16 protein-coding genes are annotated in these 15,027 nt (G+C 60.2%); all 16 read right to left on the reverse strand.

Going from position 1 to position 15,027, the window contains the following annotated elements; genetic code table 11:
• Window positions 1-42: 42 nt before the first annotated feature.
• The 16 genes from ACODTY_RS03460 to ACODTY_RS03535 all read right to left on the reverse strand — a co-directional run bounded on the left by ACODTY_RS03460 (window position 43) and on the right by ACODTY_RS03535 (window position 14,965).
• Window positions 43-774, reverse strand: a complete 732-nt coding sequence (locus tag ACODTY_RS03460) for an ABC transporter ATP-binding protein (protein WP_488992879.1) — start codon at window positions 772-774, stop codon at window positions 43-45.
• Window positions 755-1,480, reverse strand: coding sequence for an ABC transporter ATP-binding protein (locus ACODTY_RS03465; RefSeq protein WP_488992880.1), 726 nt, complete (start codon window positions 1,478-1,480; stop codon window positions 755-757). The genes ACODTY_RS03460 and ACODTY_RS03465 overlap by 20 nt, the downstream gene beginning before the upstream one ends.
• Window positions 1,477-2,427 carry a branched-chain amino acid ABC transporter permease gene (locus ACODTY_RS03470; RefSeq protein ID WP_488992881.1) on the reverse strand — a complete coding sequence of 317 codons (951 nt, stop codon included), beginning with the start codon at window positions 2,425-2,427 and terminating at the stop codon, window positions 1,477-1,479. The genes ACODTY_RS03465 and ACODTY_RS03470 overlap by 4 nt, the downstream gene beginning before the upstream one ends.
• Window positions 2,424-3,302: a branched-chain amino acid ABC transporter permease gene (locus ACODTY_RS03475; RefSeq protein ID WP_488992882.1), complete on the reverse strand. Its 879-nt coding sequence runs from the start codon at window positions 3,300-3,302 to the stop codon at window positions 2,424-2,426. The genes ACODTY_RS03470 and ACODTY_RS03475 overlap by 4 nt, the downstream gene beginning before the upstream one ends.
• Before the next feature lie 62 nt (window positions 3,303-3,364).
• Complete coding sequence (locus tag ACODTY_RS03480; RefSeq protein ID WP_488992883.1) at window positions 3,365-4,633, reverse strand: amino acid ABC transporter substrate-binding protein; 1,269 nt, start codon at window positions 4,631-4,633, stop codon at window positions 3,365-3,367.
• Between the two features lie 326 nt (window positions 4,634-4,959).
• Window positions 4,960-5,274 (reverse strand): DoxX family protein, encoded by a 315-nt coding sequence (locus ACODTY_RS03485; RefSeq protein WP_488992884.1) that lies wholly within the window; start codon window positions 5,272-5,274, stop codon window positions 4,960-4,962.
• Window positions 5,275-5,318: 44 nt separating this feature from the next.
• Window positions 5,319-6,716 carry an amidohydrolase family protein gene (locus ACODTY_RS03490; RefSeq protein WP_488992885.1) on the reverse strand — a complete coding sequence of 466 codons (1,398 nt, stop codon included), beginning with the start codon at window positions 6,714-6,716 and terminating at the stop codon, window positions 5,319-5,321.
• Between the two features lie 139 nt (window positions 6,717-6,855).
• On the reverse strand, window positions 6,856-7,872 hold the full coding sequence (locus ACODTY_RS03495) for an ABC transporter substrate-binding protein (RefSeq protein WP_488992886.1): 1,017 nt from the start codon (window positions 7,870-7,872) through the stop codon (window positions 6,856-6,858).
• Between the two features lie 92 nt (window positions 7,873-7,964).
• Window positions 7,965-8,750: an ABC transporter permease gene (locus tag ACODTY_RS03500; protein WP_488992887.1), complete on the reverse strand. Its 786-nt coding sequence runs from the start codon at window positions 8,748-8,750 to the stop codon at window positions 7,965-7,967.
• Window positions 8,751-8,875: 125 nt separating this feature from the next.
• Window positions 8,876-9,664, reverse strand: coding sequence for an ABC transporter ATP-binding protein (locus ACODTY_RS03505; protein WP_488992888.1), 789 nt, complete (start codon window positions 9,662-9,664; stop codon window positions 8,876-8,878).
• Between the two features lie 342 nt (window positions 9,665-10,006).
• Window positions 10,007-10,372 (reverse strand): hypothetical protein, encoded by a 366-nt coding sequence (locus tag ACODTY_RS03510; protein WP_488992889.1) that lies wholly within the window; start codon window positions 10,370-10,372, stop codon window positions 10,007-10,009.
• Window positions 10,369-11,229, reverse strand: a complete 861-nt coding sequence (locus ACODTY_RS03515; RefSeq protein ID WP_488992890.1) for a DODA-type extradiol aromatic ring-opening family dioxygenase — start codon at window positions 11,227-11,229, stop codon at window positions 10,369-10,371. The genes ACODTY_RS03510 and ACODTY_RS03515 overlap by 4 nt, the downstream gene beginning before the upstream one ends.
• A 24-nt stretch (window positions 11,230-11,253) precedes the next feature.
• Window positions 11,254-12,453: a CaiB/BaiF CoA transferase family protein gene (locus ACODTY_RS03520; protein WP_488992891.1), complete on the reverse strand. Its 1,200-nt coding sequence runs from the start codon at window positions 12,451-12,453 to the stop codon at window positions 11,254-11,256.
• An 8-nt stretch (window positions 12,454-12,461) separates the two neighbouring features.
• Window positions 12,462-13,274 carry a citryl-CoA lyase gene (locus tag ACODTY_RS03525; RefSeq protein WP_488992892.1) on the reverse strand — a complete coding sequence of 271 codons (813 nt, stop codon included), beginning with the start codon at window positions 13,272-13,274 and terminating at the stop codon, window positions 12,462-12,464.
• Between the two features lie 24 nt (window positions 13,275-13,298).
• Window positions 13,299-13,877 (reverse strand): NADPH-dependent FMN reductase, encoded by a 579-nt coding sequence (locus ACODTY_RS03530; RefSeq protein ID WP_488992893.1) that lies wholly within the window; start codon window positions 13,875-13,877, stop codon window positions 13,299-13,301.
• Between the two features lie 287 nt (window positions 13,878-14,164).
• The gene (locus tag ACODTY_RS03535; RefSeq protein WP_488992894.1) at window positions 14,165-14,965 is read right to left on the reverse strand and encodes an IclR family transcriptional regulator; all 801 of its coding nucleotides are present in this window, start codon (window positions 14,963-14,965) and stop codon (window positions 14,165-14,167) included.
• Between the last annotated feature and the right edge of the window lie 62 nt (window positions 14,966-15,027).

Below are 15,027 nucleotides of genomic sequence, written 5' to 3' on the forward strand. Positions count from 1 at the left end.
ATCTTGGCTCATTATATTGATATTACTACATAATGACTTGATCTAACTTGCTCCGAGCAACGCTCTGCGTATCTCTTCCTGATCGATTGCACCGGCATTTCTGTCGAAGTGACGGGCAATGCGACCATGGGCCAGAATGTAGGCCCGCGACGCGACATCGATGGTCTGCAGGAAGCTCTGCTCCGCCATCAATATGGTCAGGTTGCTCTCCCGCTGCAGGGTCCGGATCGCTTCGATGACCTGACTGACCACGATTGGCGCGAGGCCGACTGACGGCTCATCGACGACGACGATCTTCGGAACGGTCATCAGCGAGCGGGCGATTGCCAGCAATTGCTGCTGGCCACCACTCATCGTGCCGGCCAGTTGTGTCTTGCGCTCAAGCAGGAGCGGGAAAGTGCGGTAGCAGTAGGCGAGATTTTCGTTCAGACGGTCGCGCACGACCGGGTTGCTGCCGGCCAGCTTCAGATTGTCTTCGACGGAGAGGCTGGGCACGAGCCTGCGGCCTTCCGGTACCATCGAAAGACCACGACGGACGATTTCGTGCGGAGGCAGTGCTGTTAGGTCGAGTGCGTGGCCATCCCGCTCGAACACGATGCGGCCGCTGGTGGGTTTGATGAAGCCCATGATGCAGTTGAGCAGCGTGCTCTTGCCGTTGCCGTTGGTGCCGAGCAGGGCGACGAATTCCCCTTCGGAGACTTCAATCGACACCTGGTGGAGGACAGACACCGCGCCATATCCGGCGCTCAGATTTTCAATGATGAGCCTGTTCACCGAAATACACCTTCTGCACCTTGGGGTCCCTGGTCACTTCCTCGGCCGTGCCGGAAGCGATCAACTGCCCCATTTCAAAGCACACGATGCGCTGGGAGAAGCGCATGACGGCGTGCATTATGTGCTCGATCATGATGACCGCGACGCCTTGCTGGTTGAGCCTCATCAGGATTGCCAGAACCTCGTCGATCTCGGCTTCCGACAGGCCGGCCATCGCTTCGTCGGCGATCAGCACCTTGGGATTGCCGACGAGTGCCCGGGCCAGCTCGAGCTTGCGCAGTTCGAGCTGGGACAGGTCTTCCGAAGGATGCGCGGCGCGGGCCGACAATCCGACCGAGTCCAGCACTTCGGCGGCGCGCCGATGCTTGTTTGTGGTGCCGTGAAGATAGTCCAGCGGAACGAGCAGGTTTTCGGTGACCGTCATGCCCCTGAATGGCTGTGGAATCTGGAAGGTACGCGAGATGCCGAGGCGCGCGCGCTTGAAGCTGGGCTGGGCGGTGATGTCGGCACCCTCGAATTTCACCGAGCCGCTGTCTGGCTTCAAGACGCCGGTGATGCAGTTGATGAGCGTGGTCTTGCCGGCGCCGTTTGGCCCGATGATGCCGAGCCGCTCTTGCGGCATGAGATCGAGATCGACTGGCCCGAGCGCCCGGAACAGGCCGAAGGACTTTTCGACGCCGTGCATGGAAAGGACCGGGCTGCTCATCGCGGTGTCTCCCTTGAACGACGAGCGACAAGGCCCAGAATGCCATTCGGCGCCAGCGCGACGAACGCGATCAGGACGATGCCGACGAAAAGTATGTTCAGTTCGGACGATATTGTGATGGTGGCGATCTGTTGGGTGGAGGCCAGGAGCAGGGCGCCGATGACAGGGCCGAGCCAGGTTCGCGTGCCGCCGATCAACGGCATGGCAATGGCGTTGAGGCCGATGAGCAGGCTGAACACCGTGACCGGTTCGACGAAGGAAGTGTAGAATGGATAGGGGGCACCCGCTGCAGCCAGGACCGCACCGCTGGCGGCACAGGCAAGCAGCTTCAGCCGCAATGTCGGCACGCCGGAGCATTCCGCTGCGTTCTCGCTGGCGCGAACGGCACGCAGACCGCGCCCGACCCAGGATATCTGCATCCAGCGCGCCAACGACACGCTGGCGACGGCAATGAGCAACATGAGGAAGAACATGTATTGCGAAGGGCCTGCCGCCCATGCAGGTGGCGGAGGGCCGTAGACGACTATTCCGCGGGCTCCGCCGAGTGCGGGAATGTTATGGATGATCGTTTCAAGAATGATGACCAGCCCCAAGGTGGCGATGGCAAAGTAAACGCCCTGAATGCGCAGCGTCAGGTAGCCCATCAGGACGCCCAGCAGTGCGCCGATCAGGCAGGCGGCGACGAGGCCGCCCCACAACGGAATGTCGAAGGTGTTGAACAGGAACGCGGATGCGTAGGCCCCTGCGCCGAAGAACCCGGCAGCTCCGAAATTGATGTAGCCGGCATAGCCTCCAAGGATGTTCCAGCCTGTGGCAATGACGACGTATTGCAAGATGACGTAACCGGCGAAGAAATAGAAAGGGTTCTTCAGCACATGCGGAGCGAGAAGGCCTACGAGCAAGACGGCCAGTGCCGCTGCGAGAAAAATCTTGCTGTTGCGTGTCATCGCGCTGCTCCAAACAGCCCTTGGGGACGCAATGCGAGTGCCGCGAGCAGGATGGCGAAGGCAACGCCGGGGGACCAGGCTGGGTTGAGGTAAGAGGATACGAGGGACTCGGCGATGCCGAGCATTATCGCCACGACCAGCGTGCCCGGGATTGAGCCCATCCCGGCAAGGACGACAATGGCGAAGACGCGCCCGATCTGGAAACGGCCACCGAACGGGTCGATCGGCCCGATCAGTACAAGGGCTGCGCCACCGATGACGGCAGTGGCCGTGGCCAGCCCAAAGGCCCGGCGCTTGACCGCAGCCGGGTCCAGTCCGGCGATGGAAAGCGCGCGTTCGTCATGGGCAACCGCGCGGATGGCGGTGCCGGAATTGGTGTATTTGAAATAGAGCCAGAGCAGGCCGATGGTGACAGGCCCAAGCAAGGCCGGGACGAGCAGCCGACCGGGAATGGTGATCTGGCCGAGCTTCAGGCTGGTTCCGATGTAGGGCGCGCTGACTGATTGCAGTTCGGACCCAAAGACCAGAACGAGAAAGATTTCTATGACAAGTGACAGCCCGAAGAAGAGCGTGAGGCTTTGCAACACCTCGGCGCGCCCGCGCCGTTCAAAGGTGTTGGCATAGAAAGTGTATAGCAGCATACCGAGCAGATAGAAAGGGACGATGCCGAGGGCCGCCGCTATCAACGGGTCGATGCCGAACCGGTTCGCCTGAACGACGAAATATCCGCCCATGATGACCAGTGCAGGATGAGCGATGTTCGGGATGTGCAGGATGCCGAATGTGATTGCCAGCCCGAGCGCGACGACGGCGTAAATGCTGCCGAAGAGCACGCCGGAAACCAGCACGTTCAGAAGGATGTCCAGTGTTGTCATATCGCCTCGTCCGAAGCCGGGCGTTGGCTTGCCCGGCTTCGCCGTCTCGTGCGTGGTGGCGGCTAGCTGGCGCGAGCCTTGTTGTAGGGATGGATAAACTCGCCGGACTTTAGTTCCGGAGGATCAAGGATGACCTGGTGGCCCGGTTCGCGGAACTGGGCGAGATCATTGCCCTTTACATTCTGGATCTGAACCATCAGGACGCGGCGCTTCGTCCAGTCGCCGATGTCGTTGAATGTGGCTGGGCCAACAATGGTTTCGACGGTATTGCCGTGAAGCCAGGCGGCCATCGCGGCCTGATCGAGCGAACCCGCGCCGGTGATTGCGGCAGCCGCAAGTTGGCCGGCGACATAGTAGAACGGCGGCACGTAATAGCCGAGCGGATCGACGCCCTGCTTCTCGGCGATAGGCACGTAACGATCGAAGAATTTCTTGATCTCAGGCGTTTGCATCGTCGGCTCAGGGGCAAACAAGTGGCTGTTCACCACTCCGTTCAGTTCCGGACCAAGCGAACTCAGAAGCGACCCGTATTGCGGGCCGATCATGGCGCCGCCGAATATCTGGACGCTGTCGGGAAGGCCGATCTCGCGAATACCGTGGATGATCGCCGTGCTGTCGGCGGGATATGAGCCGACGAATACCGCATCGGGATTGGCGGCACTTATGTTGCGCAGGATCGATGAGAAATCGGAGGTATTCGGCGGGTAGCTCTGGTTGAAGACGATCTCCATGCCATATTCTTCCGCGACCTTGGCTCCGCCGACCGCGGCGTTCTTGGAGAACTCAAGGTCATTGGCGAGAATGGCGACGCGTTTTACGCCGACCGATTTGGCAAGGTCGAAGAAACCGCGCGCCCAATCCGTTCCGGAATTCGGACCCCATGCGGCGCTATGGAAGAACTTGTCGTGGCGGGCCTTTTCGTTAGCCGCAAGCGGGAACATGCCGATCATGAACAGGTCGCGCTGCTTGATGAAGGGCATTACGGGAGCCGTGAGGCTGGCACCGTAAGGTCCAAACAGAACGTCGCATTTTTCGACATCGGCGAGCGCGGAATAGATGGCCGGGATGTTCGACGCCGAGCTCTGGTCATCGAGTAGCACGAGCTCGACCTGTCTTCCGAGCAAGCCGCCTGCCGCATTGACGTCATCGCGCCAAAGTTCATAACCGATCTGGCCGTTCTTGGTGCCGGAAAGCGGGCCGGTGAGCGATATGCTGGCGCCGAAGCGAATTGGCTTGTCCTGTCCGAAAGCCCTGCCGCTCAATACCGATGGCATGGCGATGCTGGTAGCGGCTACGGCTGCCAGCCTGTTGAAATTCCGTCTCGTAATCACAGTTTGCTCCTCCATATATTTCGCTAAGCGAAATCTTTTTCGTTATTGGAGAGTAACTGCGGACTTATGCTTGTCAATGCTACTTGCGAGGGAGAGGGTGTGCCTCGCGAGTATTTTACTTGGGGCAGAGGAAGAGATTTTCATTGAGTGGAAAAATCGCAAGCAGACGCAGCGCTTCTGCGATCATTGAGACGCAGCCTATGCTTGCGGTGCACATGCTTGCACGCGCTGACGTTTGCGCACCGAGCCGCTATCCGTCGGGCGTTGCTCGACAGGACTGATTTCGCATCAGGTTTGCGGGCATGCAGCAGTTCGGTTTGCTGCCGTTACAGCAAAAGACCGAAGGACAGGGCGGCCATCAGGAGTGGAAACTGCATGCGCAGCCATTCCCGCGTCTTGCTGAGCGAGAAGACCACTCCAGCCAGCACCACAAGAGAGAGCAGGGCGCCATAGTCGCGCGTCGATGCAAAGAGCAGCGCGCCTGCCGAAAGCAGTTCCGCAACGCCGACCGCAATTGGTAACCACGTTGGATAGCCCCAATGGGCGAACTCTTCCGTCACAAAATCCGGCCGAGTGAGGTTGAGATAGGCCGATCCGGCGAAGATGAGTGCGAGCGACCACACGACTATCTGTTCAAGCACGCCCATCCCCTCTGAGTTTGGAAAGTAGCGGGTTTCCGCTCCGACTAGCAGGCCGTTGCGCGATAGACGGCATTTCCTGCACAGCCCGGACATTGAGGGGCGAGGATGCCACCGGCGGCCGTGCGGATACGCATGGCGGACTTGCCTGCATTGCCCACAATAGCCGGCACATCCGCGCCCACGAGCTTGCCGCCACGCTTGAGGATGCGGCCATCGACCATGACAGTGTCGATGTTGGCCGGCGTTGCCGACATGACGACCGTTGCCTCGATGTTTGCCAGAGGGGCGATGTTCACGTCGTCCGTGCGGATGAGGATGATGTCTGCCTGTTTGCCGGGGGTCAGAGAGCCGGTGACATCACCGAGGCCAAGCGCGCGCGCTCCATTGATGGTGCCCATTTCGATGACTTCATGGAGGCCGATCGGCGACAAGTGCGCGGTGTCCGTGCCTTGCCAAGGCACACCCATGTTCCAGGTGAGGCGCATGTTTTCGAGCATGTTCGGCGGGGCAAGCGAGGTGGCGTCCGAGGAGAGCGAGATCATTACGCCGGCTTCGCGCATCTTGAGCAGGGCGCGGCGTGCGTCGCCGGTTTCGCCAAGGCGCAGTTCAGAGTGCGTCGCGTAGCTGAGCGGTGTGCCGGTGCGGGCCATCGCGGCGCGGTCACTGTCTGTTGCCGCGATGTAGTGGCAGAAAAGGAAGTTGGGGCCGAGGAAGCCGCGGCGTTCGTAATCGGCGGCATCGTCGCTGTTCGGCGCGGCCTGGCTGGCATGGATCGCGACCGGAAGCCCGAGCTTCAGCATCATTTCCATTTCCTGGTAGAAGACTTCGATGTTGCTCTGGATGGGGCCGCGAAGGTTTACGCCGAGATGCACCAAGCCTTTCAGTCTGGATGGATCGGCAAACCATTCATTCTGGACGCGAGGCAGGTCTTCGTAGCGGTTGACCTGATCGACGGGCAGCTTGTCGATGTGGCCCATGGCGTAGCGGGCACGCAGACCCGAATCCCGATGCGCCCGCAATTCGCCGTCGAGGTGTGCCGGTGAGCGGTTGTTGTGCGACCAGTTGTGCACGGTTGTGACGCCGCCATTGGCAAGTTCGGCCAGTCCGAGGCGGACGCTGTTGTAGAAGTCGTCGGCATCGTAAAGTGCTGCGGTGGCCCATTTGGCCGGGAAGTACTCATAACCGCCATCGGAGATGAAGTTGCGGCCAAGCGCGCTCCACATATGGTAGTGGGAATCGATCAGGCCGGGCATGACGATCATGTTGCTGGCATCGATGACTTCGACCCCGGCGGCCTCGATGCCGTCTGCGATCTTCTCGATGCGGCCATCGCGAACCAGCACATCTGCGCGCGGCAGCGTGCCAATCGCGCGATCGACGGTGATTACCGCCCCGCCGCGAATGAGATAGCTGCCAATTGCCTGGTCGATGATAGCCGTCATGTCTGAAAGTCCTTGTCGTGTGAACTGCTTGTTTTGAGAGGTCGGCTTTCGCGCTTTCGCCGCCCCCTGACAATGAAAGGGCACGGTCGGGTGTCTTGCCGGAACCCGACCGTGCCTGCGGCAGATGCCGCCTGGAAGATTACTTCAGGTAGTCGTTCGTGACGGCTTGGTTGACGTCGACATCGGCCGAAATCAGACCGTTCTCTAACATGAACTTCTCCTGCTTCTCCCAGACGGCCGGGTCCTGCCAGCCAATACCGTTTGCTTCCGTTTCGGCGCTGACCGAAATGCGTGCGATCTCGGCAAGCGAAACCACTGCCTCTTCTTTGCTGATCGACGGGATCTGCTTGATGACACCGTCGGCGGCGGCAGACTGGTTGGCGATCATCCACTCGACGCTCTTGCACCATGCGCGCAGGAACTTCTTGTAGAGGTCGGGATTCTTCTTCAACGCTTCCTCGTCGCCAACGAGACCGAAGGTGTAGAAGCGCGGCACGCCGTAGTCGGTGAAGGTGAAGTAGGTGTAGGTCGACTTGTCGTCGGCAGGCTTCTTAATCTGGACGTTGTAGATCGGCGGCTCGTCCCAGCTGATGGCGTCGCCCAGCGCGTCGATGCGTTGGCTGAGCAGAAGCGGCATCTGCGTGAAGCCGACGGTGACGATGTTGACCTTGGAAAGGTCGGCACCGCCCGCCTTCAGGCTGTGCTCCAGCATGACCTTGTTGAAGGGAATGCCGGTGATGCCGACGTTCTTGCCTTCAAGCTGCTTGAGGTCCTTCACACCGGCTTCGGCGGGAACAAGGATGCCGGTCGTGCCGGTCTGGTGGTTGGCGCCGATCGAAACCACCGGCAGGCCCTTGCTGCGGGCCGTGATGACGTCGGTGGAGTGGGCCGTGGCGAGTTCAGCGCCGCCGGTGGCGACAAGCTTCAGGCCGTCGGCGGGCGAGGTCGGCGAAATCAGCTCCAGTTCCAGGCCTTCGTCGGCGAAGAACTTGTTGTCGATACCGTTGATGACGGCTGCGTCCCAAATGCCGGGCTTGGCGATCAGCGCGTATCTGAACTTGGTGAGGTCAGCCGCCAGCACTGAACTGGTCAACGCAATTGTGGAAGTGAGCGCGGCAACGGCGATGGTCCACGGCTTCAGTCTGAAGGCAGTCATATTTGCTTCCCCTTGAATGCGACGGTTGTACGTCTTTGTTATGGTTGGGTTTTCGTTTCTAGGCTGGTGAAGAACTTCCAATCTGGCGGCGGTCACTGCCGGGGGCGAGCGACCGCCGCGGCGGGAGCTCTGGGGTTTTGACTGGCGCGCAACCACGCCATTGACGGGCGGGCGTAGATCCATGGCATGGACAGGCGTTCGATCAGCCCGACAAGGCCGAACAACGCCATGCCGGCAACGCCGAGCACGGTCAGCGATGCGAATACGCGGGTTGTGTTGAGAAGCGCGGTGTCCTGGGCGATGAGGTAGCCGATGCCCTGGCTCGCACCGACCCACTCACTGATGGTGGCGCCGATAATGGCGAGCGTGGCGGCCACCTTCAAGCCACCGAAGATGCTGGGCAGCGCAACCGGCAGGCGCAGCTTGAAGAAAATCTGCGCCGGCGTCGCATTGAGCGAGCGGAAGAAGTCGATGAACTGCGGCTCGAGGCTTTTCAGTCCGGTCACAGCGGCGATGGTGAGCGGAAAGAAGGCGACGATCGCGGTGATGATGATGCGCGGCAGGCTGTTGTAGCCGAACCAGATGACCAGAACCGGGGCCATGGTGATGATCGGAATGGTCTGCGAGGCGACGATGAGGGGCAATACGCCACGGCGGAACGTGGACGAATAAAGGATCAGCACGCTGAGGATCGCCGAAATGATCACCGCAGCGAAGTAGCCTGCAAATGTCTCAATCAGGGTTACGTGCAACTGGGGCAGGATCACAGTCGGGCCGCTGATGAGGAGTTCTTTGAAAATCTCGGTCGGCGCCGGCAGCACGAAGGGCTGGATCTTCAACAAATGGACGGCGGCTTCCCACAGGGCGAGCAGCGCCACGACGATGCCAAGCGGCAGCGCCGCATCGCCGAGATACGAAAGGAGGGAAGCGTTTCTGCTTTTCTGCGCGGTCATTACGGTGCCTTCGTCGAATTGTTGGTCCGGCGGGTCGTTGCGCCGAATTTTCAATGCAGGGCGTCGAGTGCGCCTTTGTCGCCTCGCAGCAGGGCCAGGACCTGCCGCTTGTGGTCGGCAAACTGAGGGGTCATGGTCACGTCCCGGCCGCGGTCGTACGGCAGTTCGATCGGGACGATGCCGGCAAAGCGCATCGGCCGCGGTGTCGCCACATAGACGCGGTCCGACAGATAGATTGCTTCATCGGGATCGTGCGTGATGAGGATCATGGTCTGCTGGAATTCACGCTGAATGCCGAGCAGCCACTCGTGCATGGTTGCCCTGGTCAAAGCGTCCAGTGCGCCGAAGGGCTCGTCGAGAAGCACCACGGAACGGTCACACAGGACGGTGCGCAACAGAGCTGCACGCTGACGCATGCCGCCCGACAGCGAAGACGGATATGAGTTCTCGTAGCCTTCAAGGCCGAAGCGGCGCAGGAGTGCCGCTGCGCGATTACGGGCGGCATCCATCGGTTTGCCGGCAAGCTCGGGGCCGAGTACGACGTTATCGAGGATGGTGCGCCAGGGCAGCAAGAGGTCGCGCTGCATCATGTAGGCGACGTGACCCGGCCGCCCGACGATTTCTTTGCCGTCCAGCGCGACTTCGCCGGAAGTCGGGTTTAGCAGACCGGCGATGACGTTGAAGAGGGTGGACTTTCCGCAGCCGCTTGGGCCGATGATGGATACGAATTCATTGCGGTTCAGCGCCAGATCGACGCCGTCCACCGTCGGCACCAAACCGCGATCAGGCGTCACATAGCCGCTATGCAGGTTGGAAATCTGAAGTCTTACGCCGTCCATACGCCCCAAACCTCGTTTGCTCGCAATGACGGAGGTAAGGCCAAAGGGACGATTGGCGCTTTTGCGCTTCTCATCGTTGGTCCTCCCACCAATACCAAGAACTCTAACATCGTCTGAAATTTCGGTCAACGAAATATTTTTCGCGCAACGTCGATTTTTTGAAAAAGAAGTTGAGCTGCTGTCGCTGCCTGCCTGATGCCCGAAAACGCAAAAGCCGCCCGGGTCGCGATAGACCGAGACGGCTGGAGTTTCTGGCATTTTGGGACTGGCGAGGCGTACTGCTCTCAACCCCGTTCAGGCAGGGCCAAAAGTTGTGCCGGCACTGCTGGAGATGCAACGAACTTATTCGCCAACGGGCGGATAGTCGCGGCCTTCCCAATGTGCGAGGCGCTTGGCGAAGTCGCGCTGGAAGGAAAGCGGCCCGTATTTCTGCATCCAGTCTTCGTCGTAGATGGCGATGAATATCGTCAACGACAGGAAGAAATGCGCGCCCATCTCGAACAGCGCCACGATATCGTGGTTGATCAGGGCGTCACGTTCGGCCTCCGTCAATGAGTGGACGGTCGAGCGCTCCACGTCGTTGAGCTTGGGGCCTATCGACTGTTCCCAGGTCGTGACAAGGCTTCTCGGGTCTTCCTTATAGCGGCGCAGCAGTTCCGAGTCCCGATCGACCGTGAACAGGAACTTGTTGACGTAATATCTGCTCATTGCGCCGCTCCTTCCGGGTACCAGGTGATGTAGGCTTCCATCGTGTGGAAAAGGCTGAGGCTATCGGAATAAGCCGCCGGGATCGGGCCGGCGATACCCATCATCAGGATAAGGTCCATGAAGCCGTGGGTGGCGTTGCCGCTCCGGGCCATGCTTTCATGCGTGACGTTTTCGAGAATGGCGTCGATGTTGCCGGTGGAAAGCCATTCGATGGCCTGCCTGTCGAACTCGGGATCGGGACCGGTTTCGCGGAATTGGCGCGGCCCACCCAGTTCAAGTGACAGATGTCCGCTACCAATCGCGGCAATGCGCTTGTCGGACGGATATTCGTCGATGATCTCGCGGATGGCGCGTCCCAGATCCCAGAAGCGCTTTGGCGAGGGCAGGGGCGGCGCAAAGATATTGGTGTAGATCGGCACGACGGGAAGGTCAGCCTGCGGCCGGGTGGTGATGATCGGGCATATGATGGAGTGGTCGAGCTTCAGTTCGTTGCTGAAGGCGAAGTCGAAACCGCGTGCCAGAAGACCCTTGTGCATGAAGTTCGACAGATCTTCATGGCCCTCCAGGACATATTTCGGAATGCCGAATTCGCGCTCCTCATTATAGAACGTCGCGTCATACCGCGGCGACTTACCGATCAGGAACTGCGGGTAATTGTCGAGGAAGAATTGGTGGAAGTGGTCCGCGCCGACCATGACCAGAAGTTCCGGCTCTGCCTTGGTCAGGGTTTCGCGATAGGCTTCGACCTTGCGTTTCCATTCAGGCGCTTCGGGAATCTGCTGATCCGCCGGTGCGGTCGTCGCCTTCAGATAGAAGGGGTGGTGTGTCGTGGCCAGCACGGCTGCCAACTTTGCCATAGGTTCTCCTCCTGTTGGCCTGCTTCAGGCTATCGCTGCGCTGCTTGCCGGCGTTTTGGTCTCTGTTTCGCGCTGCGGCCACGCCTTTGGCGAGTGTGCCAGCGCTTCGCGGATTGCGTCGCCATGCTGGTTGATGACCGGTGCCGCACTGACGCTCTGCGCCTTTTCGCCATCGAACGAATAGGCCGGACGCACGGATTTGTGCGCTCCCTCGACACGGTTTGCGACCGGTACGATCATTTCGAGGTGCTGCGCCTGCGGATCGCTGACCACGTCCGAGATCGAGTTGATCGGGGCAAACGGCACGTCGAAAGCCGAGAAGCGTTCATTCCATTCGCTCCGGTTGCGGGTTGCGAAGATGGCGTTCAGTTCCGCATTCAGTGCATCGTAGTTCTCGATGCGCAGGAGACGCGTGGCAAAGCGCGGGTCGGCGTTGAGGTGCTGTGCGTCGATGGCCTCGACCAACGCGTCCCAGAACTTTTCCAACGATGAGAGGTGGAAGGCGAAAAGCTTGTTGTCCTTGCAACGCATGATGTAGGCCTGCGCCAGCCGTGGCCGGTCGGTGCCGCTCGGTTCTTCGCCAAGTGCAAAGTAGCCCATGAATGGCTCAACCGCGAAGTGCATCATCGCTTCCAGCATCGAGATGTCGATGCGCTTGCCTTTGCCGGTGCTGTTGCGTTCGACCAATGCAGCCGAGATTCCCAGCGAGGCATAGATGCCGGTAATCGCGTCCGCCAAGGCGGGGCCGATGAAGCGTGGCTGTTTCGGATCGATGGCGACGCTGAGGAAGCCGCTGACCGCCTGGGCGACGGAATCATATACGGGCCGCTGCGCATAAGGACCGTCGGGTCCGAAACCGCTGATCGAGCAATAGATGAGCTTCGGATTGATCTTGATAAGAGTGTCGAAATCGGCGCCGAAGCGGGCGGCCGCGCCGGGGCGGAAGTTCTGGATGTAGACATCGGACTGGGCGATAAGCTGGTAGAAAACGTCCCTGTCGGCCGGGGCTTTCAGGTCGAGCCCGATAGCGCGCTTGTTACGATTGTAGGCCTGAAAATGGGCGCTGTAGAACCCTGTCTTGAAGGCGCGGTAAGGGTCGCCGTTGCCTGCCGATTCCACCTTGATGACATCTGCCCCGAGATCCGCCAGCATCATGCCGGCACAGGGGCCGGTGATGAAGGTGCCTTGCTCGACGATACGAATTCCGTTCAATACGCTTGTCATGGCTTGCCTTAATTCTCGTTGGCTACGAAGCCGTCCGGAGCCGGACCGTCGTAGCTGATGACGCTTGCCGCGCCGCTGGACATGATGAAGCCGATGGAGCGCTGCTGCTCTTCAAGCAAATGGGCGACCAGGCTGGCGGTGCGCGCCAGAAGCGGAACGCCCTTCAACGCCAGCAGTGGATAGCCGGCATCGAGCAGCACGCAAGGAATCCCGCCGGAGACATTCATCATCAGGGGCTTGCCGATGATTTCGGGCAGGATACGCTCGACCGCTCGCGCGATCTGCGCATAAATGCCGGCGGTCTTGACTTTTTCACCTAGTGAAATGAGCTTTTCGGCGCGCGGGTCCCGACCCTTGTGAAGGGGGTGGCCGTAGCCCGGAATGGCGCGCTTTTCAGCGCGATAGCGGCGAAGCACGGTTTCCGTCGCCGCATCTATGCTGCCGGCAGCAGTCTTCTGCTCGTCGACGATGTCCTGATAAAGACGGCCCGCAGCTTCGGAGGCGCCGAGGATGACGGAGCCGCAGCCCAAGAGGCCCGCCGCGACCGCTCCCTGCAGGGCCTCGGGTGCGGCGGCAAGGGTCATGCGGCTGACCTGGACGCTCGGCACCATGCCGTGTTCGGCGATGGCAACCAGCGTCGCGTCGAGAATACGGCGCTGCGCATCCGTCGGCATCTGGCCGGTGATGAGAAGCCAGATGTGGTCCGTGAATGAGATTTCCCCGACGAGATTTTCGACCAGATCGTGACCACGCACGATGATCGTCTCGGGATTGGACGTGCAGATGGACTGGAAGGGTGAGGTCTGTTTGCCGATTTTCATGATTTTTCTCGCACGCTCAAACCGTCAGCCGAGAACCGGCTCTGCGACCCGGGAGTGGGTGCGCACCCAGCGGTGGAACTTTTGCATGTAGCCCTGCAGGAATGCCTTGGTGGATTCGTCGGCGATCTCGCCGTCGCCCGTGATCATGCCTGGCGTCAGTTGCAGGTAGACCTCGGGCTGGCCCATGGTGGGCATGTCGAGGTAACCCAATATTGCGCGCAAATGCTGCTGCGCAGCGACCGTGCCCAGTCGCCCGAGGGATGCGCCGGCGATTGCCACCGGCTTGCCTGTCCAGGAATTGGCATTGGCGGGCCGCGACAACCAATCGAGCGAGTTCTTCAGGAGCGCGGTGATCGAGCGATTGTGCTCGGGCGTCACAATCAAAATGCCGTCGGCAGCCTCGATCGACTTTCGCAAGCGAAGGACAGGCGAGGGCATGCCAGCCTCGAGGAGGCTTTGATTGAACAGAGGCAAGTCGTCGAGTTGGGGAACGTCGAAGGTAATGTCTGTTCCCGCGAGGCGCATCATCGCCTTGGCAAGGCTCTGGTTCACGGAACCGGGCCTCGAACTTCCAATCAGAACTGCAACGCGTAGCGGTGCCAACCCCTTGCCTCCCCAGTCGAGGAGCCGCCCTCCTGGCAGCGTGTCCTCAACTCAAAAATTCGTCAGGCGAAATTATTTTCGGATTATGAAGATTCCGACATGTGGTTGTCAAGCGTGGCAAGGCGGTTTTTGTACATAAGTGAAATGAGGGCGAGGTCGGTGAGACGCGAGCAGGCAAGCCCCTCTGGCCTGCCGTGCTTTTGTGAGCGCGCAAGGCTTGGTTTGCTTATCCTCGGTTGTTTACGACAGCTATCGAAACGGCCGATCTCATCAGTCGGCCCGATACCTCAGTGCATGCCGAGCGAGTGAAGCAGGGCAGGGTAGCGAAGGAGCAGGTTGGAGACGCGGGCAGCCGCCACCTGCAACTCGGCAAGCCGCTGCTCCAGAAGGTCCTGCGGTTTCAGTCGCGGCGAATAGCCGGATGTATTGACGGCAGCCACTACCTTGCCGACGTTGTCACGGATCGGCACGGCGAGCGCCGTGATGCCGTAGTCGAGCTGGTCAACGGTAACCGAGTAGCCGTTGACCCGGACGTCTGCGAGAATCTTGCGCATCTCTTTTTCATTGGTGACGGTGACGTCGGTGAGCTTGCGCAACTCTGTTTTCTGGAAATAGGCGTCGAGGTCTTCCGGCGGCAAATGCGCCAGCAGGACGCGTCCCATAGACGTCGCGTAAGCGGGGTAGGTGACGCCGATGCTGGCCATGCGGCGCGCTGCCCGGGTTTCGGACACATGGGCTATGTAGAGGACGTTGGTACCGTCGAGCACGCCGACATTGGCGGCGTCGCCGAACAATTCGGTGATGCGATGAAGTTCGGGCATGATGGCTTCGTCGACGCGAACTGCCTTCAGATAGGCTGAACCCAGGGTGAGGATGCGCGGCGCAAGCAGGAAATGCTTGTGGTTGCGACGAACGAAACCCAGCGCCTCAAGCGTATGCAGGTTGCGCCTGACCGTGGCGGGCGACATGTCGACCTTGCGGGCAAGCTCGGTCAGCGTCATTTCCGGCGTCGATTCGTCAAATGCTTCGATGACGGCAAGGCCGCGCGCCAGCGCTTCGACATATTCCGGGTTTTTGTCTTCGCTCATCGGCTGCTACAACATCTCAGCGGGTTCGATGGGGTCTCAATGACACAACGAGAATCTATCAT

The sequence above is a fragment of the Mesorhizobium sp. FG116 genome (genome assembly GCF_057809835.1).